General features: G+C 35.6%; 23 protein-coding genes and 6 tRNA genes. 15 read left to right on the top strand and 14 right to left on the bottom strand.

Annotated features, from left to right (window positions below):
- Window positions 1-20 precede the first annotated feature (20 nt).
- The 3 genes from ALGA_RS18415 to ALGA_RS18405 all read left to right on the top strand — a co-directional run bounded on the left by ALGA_RS18415 (window position 21) and on the right by ALGA_RS18405 (window position 3,098).
- Window positions 21-2,309: an ATP-dependent helicase gene (locus tag ALGA_RS18415; RefSeq protein ID WP_096431713.1), complete on the top strand. Its 2,289-nt coding sequence runs from the start codon at window positions 21-23 to the stop codon at window positions 2,307-2,309.
- Between the two features lie 127 nt (window positions 2,310-2,436).
- Window positions 2,437-2,841, top strand: a complete 405-nt coding sequence (locus tag ALGA_RS18410) for a hypothetical protein (RefSeq protein WP_145957673.1) — start codon at window positions 2,437-2,439, stop codon at window positions 2,839-2,841.
- Window positions 2,838-3,098: a hypothetical protein gene (locus tag ALGA_RS18405; RefSeq protein ID WP_096431709.1), complete on the top strand. Its 261-nt coding sequence runs from the start codon at window positions 2,838-2,840 to the stop codon at window positions 3,096-3,098. Before ALGA_RS18410 ends, ALGA_RS18405 begins: the two co-directional genes overlap by 4 nt.
- Before the next feature lie 148 nt (window positions 3,099-3,246).
- Here ALGA_RS18405 and ALGA_RS18400 read toward each other — a convergent pair whose 3' ends face one another.
- A complete protein-coding gene (locus ALGA_RS18400) occupies window positions 3,247-5,106 on the bottom strand; it encodes a PQQ-binding-like beta-propeller repeat protein (RefSeq protein WP_145957672.1) in 1,860 nt (619 codons plus the stop codon).
- Between the two features lie 173 nt (window positions 5,107-5,279).
- Here ALGA_RS18400 and ALGA_RS18395 point away from each other — a divergent pair, with 173 nt between their 5' ends.
- Both ALGA_RS18395 and ALGA_RS18390 read left to right on the top strand, forming a co-directional pair.
- The gene (locus ALGA_RS18395) at window positions 5,280-5,771 is read left to right on the top strand and encodes a C-GCAxxG-C-C family (seleno)protein (protein WP_096431705.1); all 492 of its coding nucleotides are present in this window, start codon (window positions 5,280-5,282) and stop codon (window positions 5,769-5,771) included.
- A complete protein-coding gene (locus ALGA_RS18390; protein WP_096431703.1) occupies window positions 5,771-6,169 on the top strand; it encodes a (deoxy)nucleoside triphosphate pyrophosphohydrolase in 399 nt (132 codons plus the stop codon). The genes ALGA_RS18395 and ALGA_RS18390 overlap by 1 nt, the downstream gene beginning before the upstream one ends.
- Here the strand turns inward: ALGA_RS18390 and folK are convergent.
- The 3 genes from folK to ALGA_RS18375 are packed head-to-tail and all read right to left on the bottom strand — an operon-like array spanning window position 6,155 to window position 7,652.
- Window positions 6,155-6,529, bottom strand: coding sequence for a 2-amino-4-hydroxy-6-hydroxymethyldihydropteridine diphosphokinase (gene folK, locus ALGA_RS18385; RefSeq protein WP_096431701.1), 375 nt, complete (start codon window positions 6,527-6,529; stop codon window positions 6,155-6,157). The genes ALGA_RS18390 and folK overlap by 15 nt on opposite strands.
- A gap of 27 nt (window positions 6,530-6,556) precedes the next feature.
- Window positions 6,557-6,919 (bottom strand): dihydroneopterin triphosphate 2'-epimerase, encoded by a 363-nt coding sequence (folX, locus tag ALGA_RS18380; protein WP_096431699.1) that lies wholly within the window; start codon window positions 6,917-6,919, stop codon window positions 6,557-6,559.
- Between the two features lie 10 nt (window positions 6,920-6,929).
- Window positions 6,930-7,652: an SDR family NAD(P)-dependent oxidoreductase gene (locus ALGA_RS18375; RefSeq protein WP_096431697.1), complete on the bottom strand. Its 723-nt coding sequence runs from the start codon at window positions 7,650-7,652 to the stop codon at window positions 6,930-6,932.
- 124 nt (window positions 7,653-7,776) lie between these two features.
- On the opposite strand from ALGA_RS18375, the gene ALGA_RS18370 reads away from it, so the two are divergent.
- Window positions 7,777-8,496: a B3/B4 domain-containing protein gene (locus tag ALGA_RS18370; RefSeq protein ID WP_231705997.1), complete on the top strand. Its 720-nt coding sequence runs from the start codon at window positions 7,777-7,779 to the stop codon at window positions 8,494-8,496.
- A 56-nt stretch (window positions 8,497-8,552) separates the two neighbouring features.
- On the opposite strand, the gene ALGA_RS18365 is transcribed toward ALGA_RS18370, so the two are convergent.
- From ALGA_RS18365 to ALGA_RS18335, 7 genes are all read right to left on the bottom strand, one after another.
- Complete coding sequence (locus tag ALGA_RS18365) at window positions 8,553-9,269, bottom strand: energy transducer TonB (protein WP_096431695.1); 717 nt, start codon at window positions 9,267-9,269, stop codon at window positions 8,553-8,555.
- 188 nt (window positions 9,270-9,457) lie between these two features.
- Entirely contained in the window at window positions 9,458-10,156 is a 699-nt protein-coding gene (locus ALGA_RS18360; RefSeq protein ID WP_162845486.1) for an energy transducer TonB, read from the bottom strand.
- 83 nt (window positions 10,157-10,239) lie between these two features.
- Window positions 10,240-10,944 carry an energy transducer TonB gene (locus tag ALGA_RS18355; RefSeq protein ID WP_096431691.1) on the bottom strand — a complete coding sequence of 235 codons (705 nt, stop codon included), beginning with the start codon at window positions 10,942-10,944 and terminating at the stop codon, window positions 10,240-10,242.
- Window positions 10,945-11,046: 102 nt separating this feature from the next.
- Window positions 11,047-12,819, bottom strand: a complete 1,773-nt coding sequence (locus ALGA_RS18350; protein WP_162845485.1) for a M56 family metallopeptidase — start codon at window positions 12,817-12,819, stop codon at window positions 11,047-11,049.
- A gap of 58 nt (window positions 12,820-12,877) precedes the next feature.
- Window positions 12,878-13,252, bottom strand: coding sequence for a BlaI/MecI/CopY family transcriptional regulator (locus tag ALGA_RS18345; protein WP_096431687.1), 375 nt, complete (start codon window positions 13,250-13,252; stop codon window positions 12,878-12,880).
- Between the two features lie 129 nt (window positions 13,253-13,381).
- Window positions 13,382-14,161, bottom strand: coding sequence for an amidohydrolase (locus ALGA_RS18340; protein WP_197705613.1), 780 nt, complete (start codon window positions 14,159-14,161; stop codon window positions 13,382-13,384).
- Window positions 14,162-14,172: 11 nt separating this feature from the next.
- Window positions 14,173-14,721 (bottom strand): 1-acyl-sn-glycerol-3-phosphate acyltransferase, encoded by a 549-nt coding sequence (locus ALGA_RS18335; protein ID WP_096431683.1) that lies wholly within the window; start codon window positions 14,719-14,721, stop codon window positions 14,173-14,175.
- A 181-nt stretch (window positions 14,722-14,902) separates the two neighbouring features.
- On the opposite strand from ALGA_RS18335, the gene ALGA_RS18330 reads away from it, so the two are divergent.
- On the top strand, window positions 14,903-15,934 hold the full coding sequence (locus ALGA_RS18330) for a YitT family protein (RefSeq protein ID WP_096431681.1): 1,032 nt from the start codon (window positions 14,903-14,905) through the stop codon (window positions 15,932-15,934).
- Window positions 15,935-16,017: 83 nt separating this feature from the next.
- Here ALGA_RS18330 and ALGA_RS18325 read toward each other — a convergent pair whose 3' ends face one another.
- Both ALGA_RS18325 and ALGA_RS18320 read right to left on the bottom strand, forming a co-directional pair.
- Complete coding sequence (locus ALGA_RS18325; RefSeq protein ID WP_096431679.1) at window positions 16,018-16,740, bottom strand: RNA polymerase sigma factor; 723 nt, start codon at window positions 16,738-16,740, stop codon at window positions 16,018-16,020.
- A gap of 133 nt (window positions 16,741-16,873) precedes the next feature.
- Window positions 16,874-17,683, bottom strand: a complete 810-nt coding sequence (locus ALGA_RS18320) for an SDR family oxidoreductase (protein ID WP_096431677.1) — start codon at window positions 17,681-17,683, stop codon at window positions 16,874-16,876.
- Between the two features lie 395 nt (window positions 17,684-18,078).
- Between ALGA_RS18320 and ALGA_RS18315 the strand changes: the two genes are divergently transcribed.
- The 6 genes from ALGA_RS18315 to ALGA_RS18290 all read left to right on the top strand — a co-directional run bounded on the left by ALGA_RS18315 (window position 18,079) and on the right by ALGA_RS18290 (window position 18,683).
- Window positions 18,079-18,151 (top strand) — tRNA-Lys (locus ALGA_RS18315).
- A 34-nt stretch (window positions 18,152-18,185) separates the two neighbouring features.
- Window positions 18,186-18,258: transfer RNA gene (locus ALGA_RS18310), tRNA-Lys, on the top strand.
- A gap of 33 nt (window positions 18,259-18,291) precedes the next feature.
- Window positions 18,292-18,364, top strand: a tRNA-Lys gene (locus ALGA_RS18305).
- 34 nt (window positions 18,365-18,398) lie between these two features.
- Window positions 18,399-18,471 (top strand) — tRNA-Lys (locus ALGA_RS18300).
- A gap of 33 nt (window positions 18,472-18,504) precedes the next feature.
- Window positions 18,505-18,577, top strand: a tRNA-Lys gene (locus ALGA_RS18295).
- Between the two features lie 33 nt (window positions 18,578-18,610).
- A tRNA-Lys gene (locus ALGA_RS18290) sits at window positions 18,611-18,683 on the top strand.
- Window positions 18,684-18,754: 71 nt separating this feature from the next.
- Here the strand turns inward: ALGA_RS18290 and ALGA_RS18285 are convergent.
- On the bottom strand, window positions 18,755-20,353 hold the full coding sequence (locus ALGA_RS18285; protein WP_096431675.1) for a tetratricopeptide repeat protein: 1,599 nt from the start codon (window positions 20,351-20,353) through the stop codon (window positions 18,755-18,757).
- A 257-nt stretch (window positions 20,354-20,610) separates the two neighbouring features.
- Between ALGA_RS18285 and ALGA_RS18280 the strand changes: the two genes are divergently transcribed.
- A complete protein-coding gene (locus ALGA_RS18280) occupies window positions 20,611-22,809 on the top strand; it encodes a glycoside hydrolase family 3 C-terminal domain-containing protein (protein WP_096431673.1) in 2,199 nt (732 codons plus the stop codon).
- A gap of 442 nt (window positions 22,810-23,251) precedes the next feature.
- Window positions 23,252-25,507, top strand: a complete 2,256-nt coding sequence (locus tag ALGA_RS18270; protein ID WP_096431669.1) for a glycoside hydrolase family 3 N-terminal domain-containing protein — start codon at window positions 23,252-23,254, stop codon at window positions 25,505-25,507.
- Window positions 25,508-25,531 lie beyond the last annotated feature (24 nt).

The raw sequence follows: 25,531 nt of genomic DNA, 5'->3' as shown, positions 1-25,531 counted from the left end.
CAAAATAATATTAATAAAGCTTGAGTTTAAAGAATCTACATAGAAAATTAGGCATCAACCATCAGTCTGGAGATGAATTCGATCCAATTGCGGCCTTCGAGGCAGAAGATTTACCTGAAAATCTGAACCTAATTCCACCTGAACGATTTACCGAACCCAAAGACAATTACAAGCAGGAGTTAAAACTCGTGGCAGAAAAAAATGCCAGTTTATCTGCAGCTCTCGAGCATTTGAATCCTTATCAGCTTCAAGCCATTTTCAGCGACGAGCAAAAAGTTGTGCTCAGTGCCATGGTGGGAAGTGGGAAAACCACGGTTCTAACTTATAAATTACTCTACCTTCATTTTATAAAAGGCATACCGCTTTCGCAGATGGCCGTACTTACCTTTACCAATAAAGCTGCCCGCGAAATCAGAGAGCGTATCCTCTCTTTTTATGGAGATAAAATGATTCCAAGCAGTCAGGAATTAAGATATTTTGGCACCTTTCATTCCATGGCACGCCAATTACTCAAAGAGCATCCTAAATTACAGGACTTGGGCTTTACCCCCTCTTTTTCCATTATGGATCAAGAAGCAAAAGAAGATTTTCTCCACCGTTTAATTCTAAGTCATGAGTTGAATGTGAAATATCAAAACAAGCTGGATAAACGATTAAAATTGTATCGTCACGAGAAGCAGATTCTCTATGGAAACATGAAGTATCCTGACGATTTGCCACAATTGCTGCAATTATCGCGTGAGGAGAAACAAGCCAATAATTTGATGGATTTTGATGACCTTATTTCCATTGTAAATTGGTTACTTCATCGCGACAAATCCTTTCTGCCACAGTGGATTATTGTAGATGAGTTTCAGGATTGTAACGAAGATCAATTGGAATTTATCAATCATTTAAGCAATAAAGACACTAGCTTTTTAGCCGTAGGCGATCCAAATCAAAGTATTTATGCCTGGCGAGGAAGCACAAGTAAAATCTTGCAAAACTATGTGGCTGACTCTTCTTGCTGCATGATGCGTTTGCCTCTAAACTACAGAACATCAAGCCAACTGCTCGATGCCGCAGCTTGTCTGCTCCAAAAAGACGATAATAATTTGCAGGCAACTCGTCCTGAAGGAAAAAAACTGATCATTCGAAATCATTTCGATGATCATCAAGAAGCCCATTATTTGGTGCAAAAATGCCGAGAATTGAACCAAACCGGAACACCATGGGAAGAGATTGCTCTCTTGTTTCGTACCCGCCAACAAATCGGCCTATTCGAAACCATTTTTACAAAAGAAGGTATTCCTTGCGAAATGCTAAGCAAAACCAGTTTAAGAGAACAACCCGCTCTCTTTTGGTTACAAAGAATTATGCTTGCCGCATTTCATCCAAACGACTTTGACAGCATTCTTCAGGTTTTTACGTCGACGGAGTTCGGATGTTTAAAAATGGGTAAAAGTTTGATTACTGCTTATCAGAAATTTACATGGGAGAAGAAATTTGACACAAAACTGGAGGCTTTCTCGGCATTTATGAAGGGAAAACACAGCAAACAAGAGTATCATATTCAATTGATAAAGGCGCTATTGCAGCTGCCAATTTACCTGCAGAAGGAAAAAATGGAACACGATATTTACAGTTTCCTTTCACTTGATCTATTCTTAAAACCAACTTCAGTTCATTATCAAAAGAATGCTGGGGAAGTAAAAAATGCACTTCAAGAATTAAATCAATTTGCACGCAAAAATTATTTCGGCAATTGGCTCGAGATCTATCAGGCAGCCATGAGTCAGGTAAATTTAGAAGGTCATTTTCAAATCAATGGCAACATAAAAAAAGAAAACAAAGGTGTACGATTGCTCACGATTCATGCTGCTAAAGGTCTGGAATTCGATTATGTATTTCTAAGTGGAGCCAATTCAGGAATTATTCCTTTGGATCGCAAGAAAGAAGGACACGATTACCTCAAGGAAGAGAAACGCTTGCTATTTGTAGCCTTAACTCGGGCACGTAACCATATGGAAATATCCTGGCACACGCAAAGTAGTGCTTGGAATGCTCAGGAAGGTCCTTCCTATTTTCTCAATTCGATTCCCAGTACTCTAGTAGAAAGAATTGATACTAAAACATCAGTTATTAAAGAACCAGAAAAGCAACAAGTTGCAGAGACAAATGACAAATGGCAAAAAAACATGAAGATAAAACACCCTAAATACGGTGAAGGTATTATCCTTAGCAGCAATCTGAATGAAATCACATGTAATTTCGACAAATTTGGAAAAAAGAGTTTTGCTGCCGCTTGGGCTTCCATAGTTAAAATATAAGAATTCAACTTAAGCCTATAAAACTCACTTAGAAAATCTCAATTTTTAAGTGATATTTTATTATTGTTCATTACTTTTACATGAAAATTATAATGTTAGAATACTTATGTACCAGAAAGATTTTATAATGAGAATGATTCAGATGATAGCTGAGGTTATTGCTCGAATTTTAGGTTTAATTAAAGACGGAGATCCAGAGCAAGCTAATCTCCTATTGGAAAATGCTTATCACGACTTTCTAAAAAAAGATGCTTCCTTTTTCAGAAATCTTCCCAAAGAAAAACTAACCGTTGATTTATTGACCGAACACAATTACACGAATGGTCATTTGAAAATATTGTCTGAACTTTTCTTTGCCGAAGGAGAGCTCAATTTTGTGAAAGATGATATGGAAACCAGTCTGAATTATTACGAAAAGTCGTTACTTTTATTAGAGTTTTCAGAAGAATCATCAAATACATTCTCCTTAAGTTCGGAAGCAAAAATAAACTTATTAAAAGAGAAAATTGAAACATTAAAATGTAAAATATGAAACTCAGCGCAAAAGAAAAAGACCTAAAAACAATAAGTACTGAACAGCTTCAATTGGAAGCCAAAACAATTAAAGTTGCATCGATAGCATTAGGAATAATGCTGATAATGCTTCTATGTTTGGGAATATATCTTAGCATAAACAATTCCGGATCACTTTCGTTTATTGTAGCTCCTTTTATCTTATCTCCAATCCTTTATGTGTTTTCAAAAAAGGCATTCATTATTAATGAAGAACTTAAAAGCAGAGAACTATAGAATCTAAGAGAAGTTGCGATTTTGATTTTACTTAAGCTTCTCCATAACATTACTTTTTGTGTAACGCTATTTCAGCACAAGACACTAAAAAACAGAAAAGAGGATGCCCTAATTTGGACACCCTCTTTATTTTTATTTGATTCGACAATTAAAATTTGTAGGCACTGATCAAATGATTACTTTCATTCACAAGAACTACATTGTCCACTTCATCAATCACATAATCTGGTGTTTTATCCATCAATTCAATTTGAATATCAGCTTCACCGGTTAATTTATTTACCTTATAAATGAAATGCTGGTTTCCTTCAGTTTCATTCTTCACTTTAGTAACAATAAACTTATGAGTTTTTATTGATTTTGAATTCGAATACCTTGTTTTAGTAATTTCGATTACTGGAGCCATATTCCCATCTGTTGTTTCTGCATATAAGCCTCCAACTACATTTGTTTCAGCAGTTCCATCTGTTTGATCAGAAGGAGTTCTATAAGCTCCATTAGATAGTGAAGACAGCATCTTAATATTATCTAAACTACCTTGAATATCAAAATCGACCCCAGCAAGCATTAATCCAAGTTGTGCTGCTTGTTTTAAACCACCCAAATCTGATGCTGGTTCAAAATATTTAGTATAAATAATTTTTCCTGAAGGTGATAATAATGACAAATGCTGACCTGTACTCAACAAATAGCCTGCGCCCTCAACATATTCAGCTAACAAAGGTGTTTTCTTTTTCACATTTTCCAGCTCTGCATCTTCCGCAAAAAGTTCAATTTTGCCAGTACTAAGATCAAATTTATAAGCTTTTTTATTCTCAAAAAGAATCACCTTATCTTCTTTCTCATCGTAAGTAACAGCAGGTATTGCTTTAAATTTCACGTCTCTATCCCAAACATCTTTACCTTTTTCAAAACCTAAAATATTAGATCTTTCCGTAGAAATATACAATACCCCATTTGCGGTTGGAGTTACATAATATGAGTATCCTTTAATTTTGGTTTCCCACAATTTATCCCCTCCCATGTCTACCAAAGCAACAGAACCGTCCTTTTCATTTTTCCCAACAGCAATGTATCCATTCTCGGTTGGGATAACTTCCTCTAAAAAGTCAATTTTAAAACTTTTCTTCCATTTAAAATTATTTGTTTTAAGATCAATAATATTGAATCCTTCTGTTTCCACAAGAATCAAATTTTCATCAATATCGGCTCTTACATCAACAAGTGTTCCCTTCAACTTTAATTTTCCTGGGGTAATATCCTCACCACTATTGGGATTCAAAACTTTCAATTTATTCGATTTTTTAACCCCTACGTACAAACTATTGTTGGCCTCAGAAAAAACCAACGCATTAATTTTTTTATCGGCTTCGTACTTCCAGGTAATTTCACCATTAGTTAAGCTAATTGCATAAATTTCATTCTTTATTCCAATCACTAAATTATTTTCCGTGGTGAAAAATGGTCCCTGATCAATATAGCTTCCTTTTGATAATCTTTTAATCAATCCTTTTGATTCACCAACAACAGCAATCCATTCCTTTTCCCAAGTTTTAAGACTAAAACTCATTAGGTTTCGTTCATTATCCTTTAGTAATTCAAATAATATGATCCCCTGATCTGGAATAATAGTAAAATCCTTTATTCTATATCCATCATCCTTGGTATCAAACAAAATGTCACCATTACTTGAGTTCATTAAAATTCCTCTTACTTTACCAACAATCGGAGCATATTCAAAATAAATAATTGGTAAGCCATCAATTGTCATGAAACTATTCTTATCAACAGTCTTAAACTCTTTATTGTGCCATATTGTTTCACCATTTTCATTATTCATTGCAAGTAGTCCTTTCGCACCTGAGGCAATAATAAAACCTTCATTTGATTGCTTGATCCATCCTACTTCGTACAAAGCTTCCTTCAAATCAACGTTCCATAATTTATTTTGCGAAAAAGTGGTTACCACAAATAACATTGCAAAAAATATTGCACTAGTTTTTTTCATAAGTAGATTCATAATAATTCAATTATTAGTATATAATGGGTTTATATAAAAAAACACAGGAAAGAAAAACCTAACAACTTAATAAAAACACCTCCATATTTGATCGATTGTCCAATTTATGGAAAAACAAACAATTAATCATATAAAATGAAATAGATTGATTATAAACTACTATGAAAAGCCAAAATATTCTGCGACACATGTTGAAGAAGCATCTTAATCGTTGGATATTGTATTTGAGAAAATCCTACATTTGTCTGTTACCAACAGTAATTTTTTACCCAATGAGCTTTCCCCATAAAAAAACAAAGGCCGACATAGCCTTAAAATATTTCCACAAACCGCCTGGTTATTTCAACTGTGCTCAGGCTATATATAAATCTTTTCAAGAAGAGTATCAGATTACTAACGATGAGATCATTGAATTCTCGAAATATGGGAATGGTAAAGCAAAAGATGGCAATTGTGGTGCTTACTATTCGGCTTTGGAATTACTAAAAGACAAGCCTGAATTAGTAGATGAATTTACCCGACGTTTTCAGGAAAAATCAGAATATTTAAGCTGTTTTGATATTCGATTCAACTACAGCATGTCCTGCACAAATTTGGTGCGTTTGGCATCCGACCTACTTGAAGAATTAACTCCATTATCTTCTGAAAAATAATGAAAGCCATCAAAGTTACTGCTGCAATTATCATTAAAAATGAGAAGGTATTTATTGCCCAGCGAAGCAAAAATGACGAATTATCTGGCAAATGGGAATTTCCGGGCGGTAAAATTGAATCAAATGAAACAGCTCAGGAATGCCTTGAAAGAGAATTATTTGAAGAATTTGGGATAAGAACAAAAATTCTTGATTATTTAGGAGAGAGCATATTTGATTATGGAAACAAGTTGATTCATTTGTTAGGCTACTTTACGGAGCATCTTTCAGGTGATTATATTCTTCAGGTTCACCAAAATTGCAAATGGATTGATGTTAATGAATTCGACGACATTGACTGGGCACCTGCTGATATTGAACTTGTAAAACAATTAAAGAAGAAATTAACCGACCAATAACTCATCTACCGATTTCTTTAGAAAATCTCTTGAATGATAATCCTCGTCTACAATTTCATTATTCCAAACAATAATATCTAAATCAATATTCCGCGGTCCAAATTTAACTTGACTTCTATCCCGCCCCATTTTATCTTCCAATTGTTTCAAATACAAATTGAATTCTTCACGGCAATGATGTGTTTTTACTCTAACCGCCCCATTGATAAAATCGTCCTGATCGGTTATTCCAATGGGCTTTGTTTTAATCCACTTTGAATGCTTTTTCACCAAATGATCTTTAGACAAAAGACACAACATCTTACGAATGTTTTCAATTGGATTAATATTCGACCCTATCCCCACAATACAATCATTCATTACACATTGCTTTAGTAAAACTATTGTTTATGATTCATCCCTCCTATAAGCCTCTAACTCAACCGATACCGATTCTGCAAATCGCAAGGCATGAGGCTTATCCACTTCAACTTTTGCCCACTCCACTTGAGGATTCGCTATAACCACATCTAAAATTTGTTGAGTAAGATTCTCCAACATTTTAAACTTGCCTTCCTGAACAAGCACAATCACCTTTTTAGTTATTGTTTTGTAATTGTATGAATTATCAACATCATCAGTAGCTATCGCTTTATCTACATTAGCCTTAATGGTCATATTAATTACAACATCTTGTTTATTAAGCAATTCGTCCTCATTAAAGCCAATATATGTTCTAATTAACAAATTTTTAACACGAATAATTGCCATAAGTTATTTTTTATAAAAGTTGTCCTCCCCCGTCGCAAAACAAAATTTGCCCGGTTAAGTTCTGATTTTCCAATATATAATCCAAGGACTGCAAAACAGGATCTATTCCACCAGGAATTTTCATTGGTGTCTTTTTTGCAATTCTTAGCAAATATTCCACTCCCTGATCCTCAGGAGGCAGAGTTGCACCTGGCGCGATTCCATTCACTCGAATAGCAGGTGCAAATTCCAGCGCCGACATTTTCGTTAAATGACCCAATCCAACTTTTGACAAACTATAAGCTGCATGTGAGCTTGAATTGTTTGCAATCCGGGTATCTAATAGATTTACAATAAGCCCATTTATACTATTTAAAGCATAATCGCGGGATAAGATAAAAGGAGCCAAAAAATTCACACTCATCTGCTCTTGAAACAATTTTACCGAAGTTTCGCGTATCACACCCGAATCAAATACTGAAGCATTATTTATTAAAACATCTATCTTTTCAAAATGCAGTAAAACCCTGTCGATTAAACCTTCGACATCTTCGGTACAATGCAAATCACATTTGAAAATTTTAAATTTCTGGTTGGGAAATTGATTCCCCAATTTAGTTTGCAAATCAATAGCTTCACTTTTAGATGAATTATAGTGAATGGCAATATTGAATCCATTTTTCGCCATATGGATAGCAATAAATTTCCCAATTCGCTTTGCTGCACCAGTTATTAAAGCTGTTCTATTCGTCATACATTCGATGGTTTTGTATAAAGTTAACGAATATCTACTCTGATAAAAAGTTTATAATAAATTATTTTTTGATTCAGTAAATTGGATTTAATCCATCAAATAGTTTAAATAAAATAAGTAGAATATGTATTTTGCATTCGTGTTAAAAATTGGTCACAATACCGATCCGCTACTAAAAACAGATATGACTAAAATTGAAATAGAAGCCGAACTAAAACAAATTTGCCCTTCCCTGCGCTTGGGCATTATTCAATGTAAGGTAAATACCAAAGAAGAGTGCCCTGATCTTTGGCACATAATAAATGAAAACACAAGAGATATTCAAGAGAATCTGGCCATTGCCGGCATTAAAGATATTCCAAGTATTGATAGTTCAAAAAAGGGATATCGAGCTATTGGAAAAGATCCCAGCAGATATCGTTTATCAGCAGAATCTCTACTAAGAAGAATTGTGAATGGTAAAGGTTTGTACAAAATAAATAATGTAGTGGATTTGTTGAACCTTGTTTCTATTAAAAGTGGGTTTTCGATTGGAGGATACAATGCTGACAAAATAGAAGGACTAGTTCAATTTGGAATTGGCAATACAGATGAGCCATATCAAGGCATTGGCAGAGGTAAATTAAACATTGAAAGACTTCCGATTTTCAGAGATAATTTGGGAGCGTTTGGAAGTCCGACAAGTGATTCCTTACGAACCCAAATCGATGAAACGTGTAATAATTTTCTCATGATAATTATTAGTTTTCAAGAGGAGGAAGCCTTACCTGAGGCAATTAAGTTGGCCATCGACCTACTTAAAACACACGCTTATGCCGAAGAAATTCAATCAATAATTATATAATTGGTAAAGCCTGCCGAACTATTCGGCAGGCCATACTTTCGCTAATCTGTATATTATTACTGAAGCACAAAATTGATAACGGTAGAATAAGAAACTTTTACTGGTTTTCCTCTTTGTTTACCAGGCTCAAACTTTGGTAAGTTTCGAATTACCCGTAAAGCTTCCTGATCCAAAGAAGGGTCAACACCACGAAGCAATTCTACTTTGGAAATACTCCCGTCTTTGCCTACAACAAAACTAACATAAACCCTTCCTGTTATTCCATTTTCCTGAGCTATTACGGGATATCGAATGCTGGAATTTATGTGTCTGTACAATTCCAAATTACCTTCAACATTGTTTTTGCAGATATCAGGTCTAAATATTGGCATTTCCTCTACAATCACAAAAATTTTCATTTCCTCGTCAACCTCTTCCTCCACAAATACTTCTTGTGGAGCGATTTCAAATTCAGTTTCCTGATTAAAGTCATCTTCGACTATTTCAAGTTCATTTTCTAACTCAGTATCGTCTTCAACGATAGTGATCACATCTGTTAAATGAATTTTTGGTGGCAATTTTGGTTTCTCTTTAATTTCTTCCTGCCTGGTAATTGGAATTATCTCTTCGTCTAATTTCAGATCAACTAAATTTCTAATTTCAACGACTTCTCGGACTCTTGTAGGCCATTCAAAAGATATTAAAGTTAATGCCAAAGCCACAACCAACCCTATTTCAAAAAACAAAGATTTTCGTTTTTCCAAATCAGCGTTTGGATTCTTTTTGGGAATCATAGCTAAACATTTTAAATATTAAAGTATAGTATCCGTAGCGACTAATAACTGAACACCACTAAAACATCTCATAATGTTCAGCTTAAGCCCTCATAAGAGGATGAGTTCAAAGAACGGTTTATATAACTAATATACGATTTTTATTCCTATTTGTTTCAAATTAAATAGCACTTATGTACAACAGGTATTTATTGCAGAACAAAATTAATAAAGCCTGAAAACCAAACAGGAACTTTTTTATTAAATTGTTTGCCAGGCTTAAATTTAGGCAAATTTTGAACCACGCGAATAACTTCCTCGTCCAATAAAGGATCAACTTTACGAATCACCTGAATATTTGATATTCCACCATCTGTTGTTACTACAAATTTCACAAAAACCTTTCCCTGAATATTCGATTCTTGGGCTGCTATTGGATACCGAACCATTCTTTGCATCGTAATAAACAAGTCGTTACAACCTTCTTCATAGGTTTTATTTTTTTGAGGATTAAAAATTGGCATTTCCTCTACACTTACAAAAGGTCTCACTTCATCTAAAATTTCCTCTTCATAAACTGGCTGTTCAATTATTTCCTCATTAGGATCCCCAAACGAATCCTCTGGGATATATTCAATTTCAGGCTCCTCTTCAATTTTCAACAGATCAATTAAATCAATTTTTTTAACCTTTGGAGGCTCCAACTTCTTATCTGGTTCACTAAATGTTATTAGTGCCAATTCTTCAATATCATTAAATGAATCAAATACAATAACATCTGGTTCATCCATAGGCACTTTGTATTCAAAAGCCATTAATACAAACAGTAAACTAATTAAGAAACCTAATTGCAAAAACAATACTCTTTTCTTCTCTAAATTATATCGGGGGTTCTTTTTCACTTGCATAACGATGAGTTTTTTGTGAAATTTAATCGATTTACTCATCCATTCAAACTAACTTTTTAGTTATATGGATTAAAAAAAAGGTTCTATTGCAGTACAAATGAAATATACCCACTAAACCAGACACTAACGGGTTGGTTTCGTTGCATTCCAGGTTTAAATTTTGGCAAATTTCGCACCACACGAATAGCTTCCTTATCTAGAGATGGATCAACTGGCCTCATCACTTGAATCTGCTCAATATCGCCTGTTTTCGTAACTACAAATCGAACATATACCTTGCCTTCAATCCCATTTTCCTGAGCAAGCATCGGATATTTTGTCATTTTTTGCATGGTTATAAACAAATCCCTTAGGCCCTCATCATAAGTATTATTTCTTTGAGGATTAAAAATTGGCATTTGCTCTACCATTACGAAAGGAACATCATCATCATTTTCCTCAACATCCTCTTTAACATCCGTTATCGCATAAGAGTCATCTTCTGACGCATTAGAATCAATAATATCTAAATCAATAACATCTTCATCATCCTCCACTAAAATTAATTCAGTTAGAAGTATCTCCTTAATTTTTGGCACTTCCTTTGGCTTGGGTTTATCCTGCACTGTAATTGGTACTATTTCGTCCATTTCTTCCAGCACATCGAAATTTAAATCAGCAATTTTATCAACAGGTGTTTCATACTCGAAAGCCATTAATACTACAACAAGACTTACAAGGAGTCCGATTTGTAAAAATAAACCTCGTTTCTTTTCCAAATCATAGCGGGGGTGTTTTTTAACTTCCATAACAAAGGGGGTTTTGGTTAGACAATATAAATTGGTTTTACTTTATACCTAAGGAATTAGCTCTACAACTAAAACTTTAGTTAATATACGTAAAAAAATTTATTAGTTCAAAGAAAAACGAATAGGAATTGTATAACGAACCTCAACTTTTTTTCCCTGTTGCTCTCCAGGCACCCAATTTGGCATGTTATTTATCACCCGTAAGGCTTCCTTATTCAATTCAACATTTGCACCTTTAATTACTTTTGCTTTAGCAACACTTCCATCAGTAGTCACAACAAATTGAACAAAAACCTGGCCTTCGTAACCTTGATCTGCAGCGAGTACAGGATATTGAATTTTTCTTGCGATGTATCTTCTCAGATGTCCATTTGCTTCTGTAAATTGAGGCATCTTCTCTACCAAAACGTATTCTTTGCTTTTATTCGTTCTAAGAATATTTTCAAGATGATAATCCGATGCATTCTTTATTCTTGCCTGCAAAGGATCGGGCGATGTAATCGGCTTATCAAATAAATTCTTTAATTGAAAATTAATCGGAACAGTGTATGAGATATTCACAAATTCCCCGTCTTTCTTTCCAGGAATCCATTTAGGCAGTGACGACACAACACGTAAAGCCTCACGATCTAATTGAGGATGAACTTTTTTTGCCAAAGCAACATTAATGACATTCCCTTCTTTATTAACTACAAAAGAAACGAACACACGACCTTCAATCTGCCCAGATTGAGCAAGCTTAGGATACTTTACATGTTTTGCTATGTATTTTTGAAGAGCAAGAACACCACCAGGGAAAACCGGCATCTCGTCTGTTATCGTTTTAATCTCATCCAGATTGATTGTCTCCTTATATTCCAATTTATTAATTCTGTGAGCAGGTGAATAAATTGGAAAATCATTTTTCGTTTCGTTGTAAAAGTTAATAGGATCACGTTTAAAAGATGAAAACAAATCTAAATCCGTTGGCAACAACTCTTTAAAAGAGAAATCAGAATCTAACTTTTCTTCCTCTTTAATAGTGAAGGCAAATGCAGATAACAAAACCATAAATATTGGAATAATAAGCAGGAGTTTAACCAAAGCAATTCTTGGTGTTTTTAATCTGCCCAACATTGTAATCCTTTTTTTCAGGGTAGATTGACCAAAATTATTGGCCAGGCGAAACAAATCACCACCTGCAAATTGATTTACAATATGCATTTTATATTCGTTGGCATTCACAGCTCCATTTACAACCTTATCATCAGCTAAGTATTCATGAACTTCCTGAATTGAGTACTTATAAAACCAAACAACAGGATTTAACCAGAATACAACTGTAAGGATTTCAATCATTAATAAATCGAAAGTATGAAGTTGATCGACATGTACCCTCTCGTGAGCTATAATGGATGTGAAATTTGCCTTTTTATAATCTGCTTTTCCAATAAAAACAGAATTCAGAAAAGAGAAAGGAGGATAATCATCGTTCATTATCACCAATCGTAATCCCTTTTCACGTAAAATCTGACTGCTTTTTGTCCAGGACAATAATTGGAATAAATTTTTAAAAAATCGAATTGAGAATAGAAATACTCCTAGTATATATACTATACCTAGGTATTGATACCCTGTAAGCACTTTATTTACTGTTGCAGTAACAACAACCTCTTCGAGCATATTGCTGTTTAAATACTGCTGTGAAGCTATAACTACGGCATCTAAAACATGAAATGGATTTTCTATTGCACTCTTTGGTTCTGGTTGAAAAGGAATTTCAAGAGTTGGAATTAATACGGAAGCAAGCAAAGTGAGCAACAGGAACACACGGTTTATTCTAAAAAAAGTATCCTTTTTTAGAAACAACCAATACAAAGCATAAAAAAAAGCCATGCATATTGCCGATTGCAAAAAATATAAAATGATGCCTGTTATCATTCCAAATTTTAGATTATTTACTTTGCTTTTTAATTTGTTCTTCAACCATTCTCTTTACCTCTTCCAGCTCCGACAAACTCACCTGTTCTTCTTTCGCAAAAAACGAAACCATATCGCGATATGAGTTCGAAAAATAATTACGAACAAAACCTTTCATAAATTTACGAGTGTATTCTTTTTTTCCCACTAATGGAAAATACTGATGACTTTTACCGTAAGCAATATGGCTGACAAAGCCTTTCTTCTCAAGAATTCGAGTAATTGTGGATATTGTATTGTAAGCAGGTTTTGGTTCGGGGATTTTCTCTATAATCTCTTTCACAAATGCATTTTCAAGCCCCCAGAGGATTTGCATCACTTGTTCTTCTGCTCGAGTTAATTCTTTCATTGATCTTATTTTAGGATGGTTTCTTGTCTTAAATATATAACTATAAGTTTAGTTTTACAAGTACCTAAAAGCACATTATTATTGTAACGAAACAAAGTCCTACTGCTCAGATCATTATTTAAATATAATTCAGCTTATTTGAAATGAATCTGCATCAAGGTGAAGTGGAAATTTCCGCCTGAAATCGTTTAATTCATCTAAATTTAATTGCAAAGTAATAATTTCCTCCACGTGATCGGTACATTTCCCAACAAGCCTGCCTTTTGCATCAAAAACAGAAGAATCTCCCGAATAGGAAAGCCCCAATCCATCGATTCCAACTCGATTCACTCCAAGCACAAACGACTGATTTTCAATTGCTCTAGCTTTCAGGAGTGTATTCCAAACCTCTCTTCGAGCCTCGGGCCAGTTGGCAACATATAGCAAAACATCATAATCATTCTGATTTCGGCTCCAGACCGGAAAACGCAAATCATAACAAACCAAAGGACGAATTCTCCATTTTCCAAGATTGAAGACAACCCGATCGGCACCATTTGAAAAATGCTTGTGCTCCTCTCCCATTCTAAACAAATGACGCTTATCGTATGAACAGATTATCTTTTCTCCATCGACACAATACAAACGGTTAAAATAGTTCCCATCTTCCTCTACAATAATACTCCCAAGAAGAGTTGCATTTAACTGCTTAGCTTGATTTTTCATCCAATCAAGAGTCATTGCAGCTTTAGGCGAAATCAGATTTTTATTCTCCATCATAAAACCAGAGGAAAACATTTCCGGCAGAACAATTAAATCTGTCTGATTTTTCATCGGTAATAGTAGATTCGAAATTCGTTTCAGATTCTCTTCTACATTTCCCCACACCAATTCCAATTGTACTAAGCTAACTTTTAGAGTATCAGACATCATTTTGTAAATTACAATCCTGTTGTGAAATTCTTTGGGTATTTTGGTTTACAGTTAATGTATTTGCTTTTAATTGTTATCATATCCTTCTCAACATCTCCTGTAGGATAAAAAGCCTCATCACAAGTTATGGTTTTTTCTTCGTAGTTTATTTCTGCCAAATAAATGGGAACCTTTGCCTTTAAGGCGATATAGTAAAAACCCTTTTTCCATTCTGATCGCAAACCGCGACTTCCTTCAGGCGCAATCGACAAATACAGAGACTCACGACTTGCAAACTCTTTCGCTAACTCGTCGGTCATATTGCCTTTTGTGGTTCGGTTAACCGGAATTACACCCCATGTTTTTAAAAAATATTTAAAAGGGAACACAAACATCTCCTTCTTCATCAAAACAGTTGTAGGAATATTATAAGAAAGAAAAGCGAGCTTTCCCCAGATAAAATCCCAGTTGGAAGTATGAGGTACTGCAATCACTACAGCCTTTTTCACCTGTGGTATACCCCCTAAATATTTCCACCCAAACAATTGCATTAGTAACCTGCTAATTTTAGCCCTCATCGTCTCCATTTTGTGATCATCATGCAAAACAATCAATTCTTTACTAACAAAACAACAGCAAATCAATTTATTTTAACAGAAAATATCTCGTCAAGCTCAATAAATCTCAATAAAAACTATTATTTTGTAAAAAACTAGCAAAATGCAAATATTAATTTCAACCACATAAATCATAATCACTTTGGCTTTTATACAAAAGGACACTTTTTTTTCCGGTAAATGGTTTTACAATTATACCATTTTAATTTTTGGTGCGCTGGTATTGGCGGCCGGATTTGTTTTTTTCATTATCCCTCATGGTATTGTTCCCGGCAGCATCTATGGTATCGGAATTATCATTAACAAACTAACCCTCGGATTATTTCCTCATGGTATTTTCGGAATTTTAAATCCGGCTGATTACGATGGTTTCTTTTCGGGGCTGCTCTATCAATTCATGGATTATTCGAATAACTTGTTTAGAAAATATGGTGGCGGTATACCTGTTGGTGTAGCAAGTTTGGCGATTAATATTCCTCTAAGTTTATTAGGAATTAAATTACTAGGGCCACGATTTGGAATTAAAACCTTTATCTCATTTATTCTTTGTGCATTATTTATTGATACTATTAGCACTTGGTGGGGACTCATACCTTTGGTTGACGATGTACTTTTATCCTGTATTTTTGGAGGAATCTTTATTGGTTTTGGTTTAGGTCTAATACTAAAAGCCAAAGCCACTTCAGCAGGATCTGATATTATTGCCATGATTGGGGCTAAGTACACTGGTCTCCCTCTAGGACAGCTTGTTATTTATGTTGATTCGCTAATTGTATTGAGTAGTTTATACATTAGAATGGATTGGCAAATTCCATTGTATTCATGGATCGTAGTTTTCATTATTGGGAAAGTCACCGATATCACTTTACAAGGCTCCACATACGAAAAAGCGCTATTTATTATTTCTGATAAACATGAAGAAATCAGAAGAAAAATCAACGACGACTTTAAACTTAATGGAACCATAATAAAAGGCAACAGAACTCTTGATCTTAAGGAAAAATCAATAATCTTTATCGTTGTTAACCGAAGGGAATTATCAATGCTGCAAGACTATATTCATTCTATTGATCCGATAGCCTTTGTGAGTGTAATGGACACAAATGAAATTCTTGGCAAAGGATTTAAATCACTAAATGATAATTTAGAAGAAAACGAAGGCATCAAACCATAGAACTTAAACCTTCCTCAGACAAGACAATTTTCCAAGAGTACTGAAAAGCTTCAACAATTTAACGATCATTATTGTTCGGCTCTTTACTTAAAAATTCGGGTGAAGGAAGTTCGCCAATTTTGCTTCTGTATTTCTTTTATTTTAAGAAGTAATAGATCGGAACAGTCAGGTGGCATTGCCGCATTGCCAATTTTTAAGAATAGCAGGAAAAGTTCTCTGTCGGCTCCTGTTGTATCAGACAAATCCATTCGTGAAAAATACAAACGCAGTTGTTCTTCTTCTTTTACTGTTGACTTTCCTGAATAATATTTGAATAAAACTTCATTACTTTTCAAATCTGTTAAAATAACATTTGGATCTATTCTCGCTCTAATTGCTTTCCGTACCACGGATAGAATGGATTGTACATTATTAATTCCCAATCCTACAACTATAGAGATATCATCCATACGCAATCTTACCATAGCACGTAAGCACATAACCTCGGCCTGCAGTGGAGACAAATCTTGAGTTAAACTACAAAAACGTGCTAAAACAGGATTGGTTTCAGCTAATAAATTATTTGTATGGTTTGAAAATATTCTTTTTTCCAGGCTATTCGATCTAAGTGTCGCCAGCTTTCTTGCAATTTTAAACACGTAAATCATATCGGTATGACTGAATTTCTTTCGCTCCTTCCAACATTCCTCCAGTGTTAAAGAAACGACTTCAATCGTCTCCTGCTCATTTCTTAATAAGCAATATACGTAATAGTAGACCTTATCCGCATTGGAGAAAATAAACGTATTAAAATGTGATTTATCCATTTTTCAGCAAGTAGTAGTGTCTTGTGATTACACATCACAATTGTGCGGGTATACTGACCAAACCAAGAAAAGTTACGCTGCACAAAGGAAAAACAGGTATTTTGAATAAATGCCTACAGTCAAAGTTGCTTTTTTATTTTAAAGGTGAATCTGGCTCTTTGGCCATATGACTATAGGTTAGTTTTTCCAGTAAGGCCGGAAACCATTTCTTGAGCCAAACGGTTAATTTTCCTTCCATAAATGTCATAATCAGTTCCCGTTTTCGTTTCACCACAGCAACAGCAATTAATCGAGCACATTCCTCGGCACTCATCATTTTACTCTCATCTCGTGGAGTTTCACCCTGGGAAGAGCCATCAGCAGTTAAGGCAACATTTCGAACATTGGAAGCGGTAAAACCAGGAGCAGCAACCAGAACATGAACTCCAGTCTTCCGGTTTTCAACACGTAAGGTATCCAAAAAGCCACGAATAGCGTATTTTGATGCAGAATACCCAGATCTGGCAGGCAAGCCAATATAGCCGGCTATAGATATCACTCCTACAACAGACCCTTTTGATTTGGTAATGTATGGCATTGCAAATTTGGTACAATATACAGTTCCCCAAAAGTTAACATCCATCAAATTTCTAATTACCGATAAATCCAAATCAGCAAAAAGAGCTCTCATGGAAATTCCTGCATTATTTATCAATACGTCGATACCTCCGAATCTCTTTACTGTTTCTTTCATTAGATTTTCACAATCCTCTTCAACGCTTACATCCGTTTTAACGGTTAAAACTTCATTTCCCATTGCCTTGATACCTTTTTCAACTTCTTTTAGCTTATCGAGGCTTCTTGCGGCTAAAACAATTTTTGATCCACGAGATGCAAATTCAAAAGCCAATGCTTTTCCTATTCCAGAAGAAGCTCCTGTAATCACAACAATTTTTTGATTCATGAAAGAGAGATATTAACAGTTTATAAAGTGACAGATAATCGATTTTTCTGTTTTTTTTTCGACTACAAATTTAAAAATATTTTACGGCATTGAAATTTTAAAGTCGTAAATTCAAATTTATTGCCGGAAAATCTGGAATTTCCTCTAAATTATTCGCTAAAACAAACAGATCTTCGACACAAAAAAAGACCATTATCATAAGGATTTCAAGGATGAATTAAAAAAATGAACTTTTTTTTCACTCTTTTTCATTTCACTATCAAATTACGAACCAATACAATAAAGCAAACCAGCTTACTTCCTCTTGCAGGATATAGAGATTTATGACATTTTCAGTTTGCGATTTAAATTTAATCGCTCTATATTTGCATCGCTTTAAAAAACCAAAATTATCTGATTCCTTAGCTCAGCTGGTAGAGCACATCACTTTTAATGATGGGGTCCTGGGTTCGAACCCCAGAGGGATCACAAAAGACAACCAAAGTCTTCAAAAAATAAGGATGATTCCTTAGCTCAGCTGGTAGAGCACATCACTTTTAATGATGGGGTCCTGGGTTCGAACCCCAGAGGGATCACAAAGACAACCAAAGTCTTCAAAAAATAAGGATGATTCCTTAGCTCAGCTGGTAGAGCACATCACTTTTAATGATGGGGTCCTGGGTTCGAACCCCAGAGGGATCACAAAAGACAACCAAAGTCTTCAAAAAATAAGGATGATTCCTTAGCTCAGCTGGTAGAGCACATCACTTTTAATGATGGGGTCCTGGGTTCGAACCCCAGAGGGATCACAAAGACAACCAAAGTCTTCAAAAAATAAGGATGATTCCTTAGCTCAGCTGGTAGAGCACATCACTTTTAATGATGGGGTCCTGGGTTCGAACCCCAGAGGGATCACAAAGACAACCAAAGTCTTCAAAAAATAAGGATGATTCCTTAGCTCAGCTGGTAGAGCACATCACTTTTAATGATGGGGTCCTGGGTTCGAACCCCAGAGGGATCACAACTTAAGCAATAGCTTAAAAAGAGCTTATAAAACTAACGTTTTATAAGCTCTTCTCATTTGATATAACATTACAATTCTGCAATAAAGTTGCTCAAACTTGTCTCATGCAAAAGTTTTAATTTCTTCCGGATCCGATATCTTGATGTATGAATGCTTTGCAAAGAAATATTCAGAATTTGTGCCATTTCATTACTATCAAAATTTAGCCTGATAAGAGCACAGTGCTTCTGCTCTGTTGGCGTTAAATCAGGATATTTTTCACGTAATTTCTCATAAAAGTCACTATTCACTTCTACAAAACGCATATTAAACTCTTCCCACAGCTTATTGTTTCGATTTGCGTATTTACTATGTAATGAATGGTGTTTTCCAGGTGCAACTTCTCTAATTATCTCAAGTAATTCATGCAAGGCTTTTTCTTTATCAATCATCTGGAGTGCATAAGTGGTCAGTTCTTTGCTCTTAACTTCCAAAACTGCACTATTTTTCTCCATTTCCATTATTTGTTTCAAGCTAAGTTTTTTCAGCTTTACACGAAGTCGAAAAAACAGGAATCCAGATACTCCAAGCAACACAATAAGCCCAATTAAAAGCCTAAGTCGCACTTGTGCTGCATTTTTTTGCTCGATAAGCACATTTTGTGCTTGAAGCAAGGTCTCTTTTTCTAACAAAGCCTCTTTGTACTTATTTTTTATTTCAAACAATTTATTATTCTGATCGCTTGTTGCATTAAATAAGCTATCTGAAACTTTTGTTGATGCATTCAAATAGTTGTAAGCGTTCACATAATTATTCTTCTTTAAATGCAAAGAAGATATCTTCCTGAGAAGATCAGGTCTAAATTCAACATATGCCTTTTTAGCTTCAATTGTGTTTAAACTTTTGGAATAATAATACAAGGCACTATCGGGTTCATTTTGCGCAAGCTTTAAATCTCCAATGAAAGAGTAGCATACGACCAGATACCTCTCATTATTGCGAGTCAGGTACTTAGAGGCATTGTAAAGATGTTTCTCTGCCAATTTTAAATTCCCCATTTTCAAATAAAGGTACCCTTTATCCGTTTCCACATACGGTAAATTCTTATCTGGATTTAACAAATAACATGAATCCAGATAATTCAAAGCAAGATCGTACTGTTCATTATCCCTGTAAATTGAGGATAAACTAAAATAGGAAGCGATAATCTCCCCGTTTTTAACGGATTCTTTCTCGTTAAGAATCTTAGCTTTTTTCAAGGAGAGACTCAGGTGATTTATAGCGGAACTATCCTTATTATATATGCCATAAAGAATACCTAAATTCCGGTGAATCGTAATAATGTTTTTTTCATTTCCATACTTATCAGTCAATAATAATGCATCCCAAAGCTTTTCAAAGGCAAGATTGTAATTCCCTCTAAATCGTTCAATATCGGTTATGCCAATGAGACATCGAATTGCATTCCCAAAGTCTTTTTTTTGCATGCAATGCTCATAACTTTTAGTTAATAAGCCCAAGCTTTTTTCTGGATCGGTTTGAATTTCACCCAGACCCAGTTTAATAGTATCGATATAACTTGTATCTAGGTCATCATGTTGGTAATTTGAATTTGTATAGCTGCTGAAAAATACAGAAACTGCTAATCCCGCAAAAAACACAAAACACAAACTCCTGATATTATTCATGATAACAAAGATTACAGAATTTAACCAATAAAATTTCACTCGTAAGCTTTTAAGCCTATTGTCTAGTTGCAAACATACAAAAAACAGCAACACACTAGTAAAAACATCGAATAGTACATTGATTGAATAGTGTCTTACAAGTTAAAACAATTCTCTATTCGCTAGATTTACAATATTAAAATAAAAGCTTTGACATTAAAAATGATAAGCTAATTAAATTCTAGTTTGCTTTTTTAAAGAAAACAAAAATCAAAATCATGAATGGAATTCATCAAATAATACTCCTTGCAATTGCGGTAATATTGAATGCGGGAATATCAAAAGCTCAAGAGGTAGACTTTTCATTTCAGGATCATTCGATGTCGATAGAAGACAGAGCCGAAAATTTAGTTTCCCAAATGACTTTAGAAGAAAAAATTAGTCAATTGACAAATAGTGCTGCAGCCCTACCCCGTTTCGATATTCCGGAATACGATTGGTGGAATGAAGCATTACATGGTATTGCGCGTAATGGCAAGGCAACTATTTTTCCGCAAGGAATTGGTATGGGAGCTACTTTCGACCCTGAATTGGTTCAACGTGTAGCATCAGCTATTTCAACGGAAGCCAGAGCCAAATATATTATTTCCCAGAGAATGGGCAACAGAAGCAAATATGCTGGTTTAACCTTTTGGACACCCAATGTAAACATATTCAGAGATCCGCGTTGGGGACGTGGACAGGAAACCTATGGCGAAGATCCGTTTTTAATGTCGAAAATTGGAATCTCTTTCGTAAAAGGTCTTCAAGGGGATGATCCTATTTATTTAAAATCAGCCGCTTGCGCAAAGCATTTTGCTGTTCATTCGGGACCAGAAGCTTTACGCCACGGATTTAATGCCGCGCCAAGCAAACAAGATCTGTATGAAACTTATTTACCTGCCTTTGAAGCTTTGGTAACAGAAGCAAAAGTGGAAGGTGTTATGGCTGCCTACAATGCAGTTTATGGAAAACCTGCATGCGCAAGTCCATTTTTACTCCAAGAGATTCTACGCGACAAATGGAAATTTGATGGATATATTACTTCAGATTGTGGTGCTGTTAGTGGTGTGACAAGTAGCCAAAAGTTTGTAAAAACCCCTGTAGAAGCTGCAGCTGTTTCCTTGCAGGCAGGAACGAACTTAAATTGTGGTGGCACCTACAAATTATTGAATCAAGCTGTAGAACAAGGACTCGTAACCGAGGATTTGATTACTGAGCGTACCAAGCAACTTTTCAAAACACGTTTTCGATTGGGAATGCTGGATGAATCAGCTGATAATCCATACAGAAATATCAGTCCTGATAAAATTCATTGCGATGAGCATGTTCAACTGGCTCGTGAAGCAGCACAAAAATCAATTGTTCTGCTAAAAAACAGAAATAACACATTACCATTATCAAAAGATATCAAAATACCATATGTTACCGGTCCGTTTGCAAATTCAGCAGACATGCTTATCGGAAGTTATTACGGGGTTAGTTCCAACCTGGTAACTATTTTGGAAGGAATTACAGATGCTGTTTCATTAGGAAGCTCGTTGAACTACCGTTCGGGAGCACTGCCTTTTCAGGCTAATATAAACCCAAAGAACTGGGCGCCACATGTAGCCGCCGAATCGGATGTAACCATTTGCGTTGTAGGACTTACTGCTGATTATGAAGGTGAAGAGGTAGACGCAATTGCTTCTTCGGATGTAGGTGATAAAAAAGACCTGAAACTTCCGGATAATCAAATAAACTACATCAAACAGCTTGTTGAATATAAAAAAGGACCATTGGTATTAGTAGTTGCAAGTGGAAGCCCAATTTCGTTGGAAGGAATCGAAGAAGACTGCGATGCGATTATACAAATCTGGTATCCAGGTGAGCAAGGAGGAAATGCAGTAGCAGATGTTTTATTTGGAGATATTTCACCATCAGGGCATTTGCCAATAACATTCCCTAAAAATGCGGATCAGTTACCTCCTTACAAAGACTATTCGATGAAAGGTCGTACTTACAAATACACGACCAAGGAACCTATGTATCCGTTTGGATTCGGTTTAACTTACTCTGAAACAGAAATCAGCAACTTGAAGTTAAGCTCAATCAAGCTGAAAAAAGATACGGAACTAAGTGCACAGGTTGATATTAAAAACAGTGGTAAGTATGATATCGATGAAGTTGTGCAGCTTTATATTAGTCCGAAAGACACAACAGGAGGATTACCGATTAGCAGTTTGAAAGCTTTTGAACGTATCTCTCTCAAAAAAGGAGAACAAAAAACAGTTTCATTCACAGTTAATCCTGAACAATTGAAAGTAGTGAATACCGAAGGAGAAAAGGTATGGAGAAAGGGGGACTATCAGGTTGTTGTGGGCAATTGTTCCCCGAGTACGATAAGCAAGAAACTAGGGGCTGCCACACCTCAACAAATCAATATTCAACTGAAATAATAAAAGCATTTTACTCTCAATTGAAATATGAAAAAATCACGGACATATTCCTCTTTGTTTTTATTGTGCAAATTTCATTTGCACAAATAAAAGTATGGAATACTCCAAAGTCAAATAAAACGATCCATTGTTCGCAATGGATCGTAAATGATTTGGTTTATCATGTAAAACAAAAAAATGATTCGACATTCGGCAAGGAGGTTTATGCTGTGGTCAATTTAGGTCAAGAGACACAAACGATTCCATTATTTTGCAATAACTGGAAAATGACATCACCCAATGGTTTAACACATTAACAGGTGATTTTATGATAGAAACAAAATAGAAGGCAATTGAAAATAGTTTCTGGAAGTGGCGGCCTTGGCATAATGAAGCCGACGCGATCTTAATTATTCGAAATTTGCGTCCGCTAGATAAGAAATAGATTAAACTCAATAACTCTATGACTAATATTTATAAAAGCATCAAAATCTTTTTCGCGATTCAATTGATAACAATACTTTTTGTAGGTGTCAGTTGTTCGCAAACAGACATTAAAATCACAAACAGTCCCAATAAAGTAGTTAACTCAGGCATAACTCCCGAAAAAGAGGCTATCATACAAAAACGTGTTCATGAGATTTTTGCGACACTAAGTTTGGATCAGAAAGTTGCTCAATTAATGGGTGAGGCCGATCAGCCCAAGCTAGCTCGCGGTGAAGCCATTTCAGGATACAACATTGAAGGAGCCACTACCCTGCCCCAACAAATAGGAATTTCATGTTCGTGGAATCCAGAATTACTGAGAACAAACACCTCTCTCACCTCCAAATTAATGCGATCGCTGGGAACCACGCTGGCTCTTTCGCCTATGCTTGATGTTAGCAGAAATGCCCATTGGGGAAGAATGGAAGAAAGCTTTGGCGAATCGGCCTATCTGACCTCGCGAATGGGACTTGCTTTTGTAAAGGGAATGCAGACCGACGATTTGACCAAAGGAGTTGCGGCTACAACCAAACACTTTGCAGGATACGGCGGTAAAAACGATGACCTACGGGAATTTTACGAAGAAATTTTAATGCCTCATGAAGTCGCCGTTCGCCTGGGGAATTCACAAAGCTTAATGCCTGGTTATCATGCCTATCAAGGCGTTCCAGCCCACGCATCAGATTTTTTATTAAAAGATGTATTGCGGGAAAAATGGGGCTTTGATGGCGTGGTTGTTTCGGACTATTTCGCAGTTAAACAAATACATGCATCGCATAAGTATGCAAACAGCAAATTAGAGGCTGGAGTAATTGCATTGAAGACCGGAGTAGATTTAGAGTTGCCTAGTGGCGATGCATACAAATTATTGCCTGAAGCTCTCAAAAAAGGTTTCGTCTCAATGGAAGCTATTGATCAAGCCGTAAAACGGATTTTAACATTAAAAGGAAGGTTAGGATTACTCGATCCTGAAAATCCAATTCAAATTGACAAGAATATAGAATTAGACCCGGCTCATAATCGCCAACAGGCTTACCTATCAGCTTGTCAATCTTTGGTTCTTCTGAAAAACGAAGGGATTCTTCCTTTAAAAAAGGATATCAAGAACATTGCTGTTGTTGGTCCCAATGCTGATGCGGTGGAATCACTACTCGGAGATTACACCAGTCAAACATTGAAGCTTTATTGGGGAAAGAAACCAATAAGCGGAACAAATCCAAAATTGGTAACCTTATTGGAAGGATTGCAAAATAAAGTCGATACTGACGTCAACATCGAATATGAACGCGGTTGTGACTGGACAAAATCATACAAAGAATCGGTTGCTAAAGTTGGTGACATAGGCGATGAGCGCGAAAAGAAAGTGGTCGAAATCGACTCAAAAGATTTTGGTACACCCAATCCTGAAAAGGCAATAGAATATGCAGTAAACAGTGATGTAATAATTGCTGCCATGGGCGAAAACAGGTACTTGTGCGGAGAAGGGCGCAACCGTAATGATATCAGACTGGCAGGAGAGCAGGAAGAATTTGTTCAAAAATTGATCGCTACAGGCAAACCCGTAGTCCTAATTATTTTTGGGGGTCGTCCACATGTTTTAACCGCTGTAAATGATGGCTGCAAAGCAATAATTCAGGCTTGGTATCCTGGCGAAGAAGGTGGTAACGCCGTTGCCGATTTATTACTCGGAAACATTAATCCTTCCGGCAAAATGACCGTTACAGTTCCTCGTACCAACGAACAATGCCCAATATGGCACAGTGGCGGTTATGATTCCAGTGATATGCCACTTTATTCTTTCGGACATGGTTTGTCGTACACTACCTATAAATATTCCAATATAACAGCGCCTGACAATGCAAACACAACTGACAAATGGATTTCTGTGGAATTTGACATTGAAAACACAGGCAATATGGATGGTGCTGAAATTGCCCAATTGTATGTAGCAGCAACCGATTTATCAATGCCTCGTCCTCCAATAAAACTGGAAGGATTCACAAGAGTTGAACTAAAAAAAGGCAACAAAACACACATCCAATTTTTAGTGTCGCCTCAGCAATTTGCTTTTTATAACAAAGACATGAAATTGGTAATTGAACCAGGCAATTATAGTTTCCTTGTCGGTGCTTCGTCAACCGATATCAAACTAAAATCAACAGTAAGCTTAAAAGGCGAGATTCAACATCTATCTCAAAAGGATATTTTCTTCAGTGAGACCATTATAAATTAATTTCATTGGATCAGGATCAAATGA

This window comes from Labilibaculum antarcticum, from assembly GCF_002356295.1.
In the GTDB taxonomy this organism is placed as follows: domain Bacteria; phylum Bacteroidota; class Bacteroidia; order Bacteroidales; family Marinifilaceae; genus Labilibaculum; species Labilibaculum antarcticum.
Note: the sequence above shows the minus strand (reverse complement) of the source record. Positions and strands in the feature narration are given on the sequence as shown.

Excerpts from the sequence above, each read along its gene's own strand:
- ALGA_RS18340 (WP_197705613.1), bottom strand. The coding sequence starts at position 14,161 with ATGTCTGATACTCTAAAAGTTAGCTTAGTACAATTGGAATTGGTGTGG.
- ALGA_RS18335 (WP_096431683.1), bottom strand. The coding sequence starts at position 14,721 with ATGAGGGCTAAAATTAGCAGGTTACTAATGCAATTGTTTGGGTGGAAA.
- folX (WP_096431699.1), bottom strand. The coding sequence starts at position 6,919 with ATGGCAATTATTCGTGTTAAAAATTTGTTAATTAGAACATATATTGGC.
- ALGA_RS18405 (WP_096431709.1), top strand. The coding sequence starts at position 2,838 with ATGAAACTCAGCGCAAAAGAAAAAGACCTAAAAACAATAAGTACTGAA.
- folK (WP_096431701.1), bottom strand. The coding sequence starts at position 6,529 with ATGAATGATTGTATTGTGGGGATAGGGTCGAATATTAATCCAATTGAA.
- ALGA_RS18350 (WP_162845485.1), bottom strand. The coding sequence starts at position 12,819 with ATGGCTTTTTTTTATGCTTTGTATTGGTTGTTTCTAAAAAAGGATACT.
- ALGA_RS18410 (WP_145957673.1), top strand. The coding sequence starts at position 2,437 with ATGAGAATGATTCAGATGATAGCTGAGGTTATTGCTCGAATTTTAGGT.
- ALGA_RS18280 (WP_096431673.1), top strand. The coding sequence starts at position 20,611 with ATGAATGGAATTCATCAAATAATACTCCTTGCAATTGCGGTAATATTG.
- ALGA_RS18325 (WP_096431679.1), bottom strand. The coding sequence starts at position 16,740 with ATGGATAAATCACATTTTAATACGTTTATTTTCTCCAATGCGGATAAG.
- ALGA_RS18320 (WP_096431677.1), bottom strand. The coding sequence starts at position 17,683 with ATGAATCAAAAAATTGTTGTGATTACAGGAGCTTCTTCTGGAATAGGA.
- ALGA_RS18270 (WP_096431669.1), top strand. The coding sequence starts at position 23,252 with ATGACTAATATTTATAAAAGCATCAAAATCTTTTTCGCGATTCAATTG.
- ALGA_RS18375 (WP_096431697.1), bottom strand. The coding sequence starts at position 7,652 with ATGACGAATAGAACAGCTTTAATAACTGGTGCAGCAAAGCGAATTGGG.
- ALGA_RS18355 (WP_096431691.1), bottom strand. The coding sequence starts at position 10,944 with ATGGAAGTTAAAAAACACCCCCGCTATGATTTGGAAAAGAAACGAGGT.
- ALGA_RS18365 (WP_096431695.1), bottom strand. The coding sequence starts at position 9,269 with ATGATTCCCAAAAAGAATCCAAACGCTGATTTGGAAAAACGAAAATCT.
- ALGA_RS18395 (WP_096431705.1), top strand. The coding sequence starts at position 5,280 with ATGAAAAGCCAAAATATTCTGCGACACATGTTGAAGAAGCATCTTAAT.
- ALGA_RS18390 (WP_096431703.1), top strand. The coding sequence starts at position 5,771 with ATGAAAGCCATCAAAGTTACTGCTGCAATTATCATTAAAAATGAGAAG.
- ALGA_RS18285 (WP_096431675.1), bottom strand. The coding sequence starts at position 20,353 with ATGAATAATATCAGGAGTTTGTGTTTTGTGTTTTTTGCGGGATTAGCA.
- ALGA_RS18370 (WP_231705997.1), top strand. The coding sequence starts at position 7,777 with ATGTATTTTGCATTCGTGTTAAAAATTGGTCACAATACCGATCCGCTA.
- ALGA_RS18400 (WP_145957672.1), bottom strand. The coding sequence starts at position 5,106 with ATGAAAAAAACTAGTGCAATATTTTTTGCAATGTTATTTGTGGTAACC.
- ALGA_RS18360 (WP_162845486.1), bottom strand. The coding sequence starts at position 10,156 with ATGCAAGTGAAAAAGAACCCCCGATATAATTTAGAGAAGAAAAGAGTA.
- ALGA_RS18345 (WP_096431687.1), bottom strand. The coding sequence starts at position 13,252 with ATGAAAGAATTAACTCGAGCAGAAGAACAAGTGATGCAAATCCTCTGG.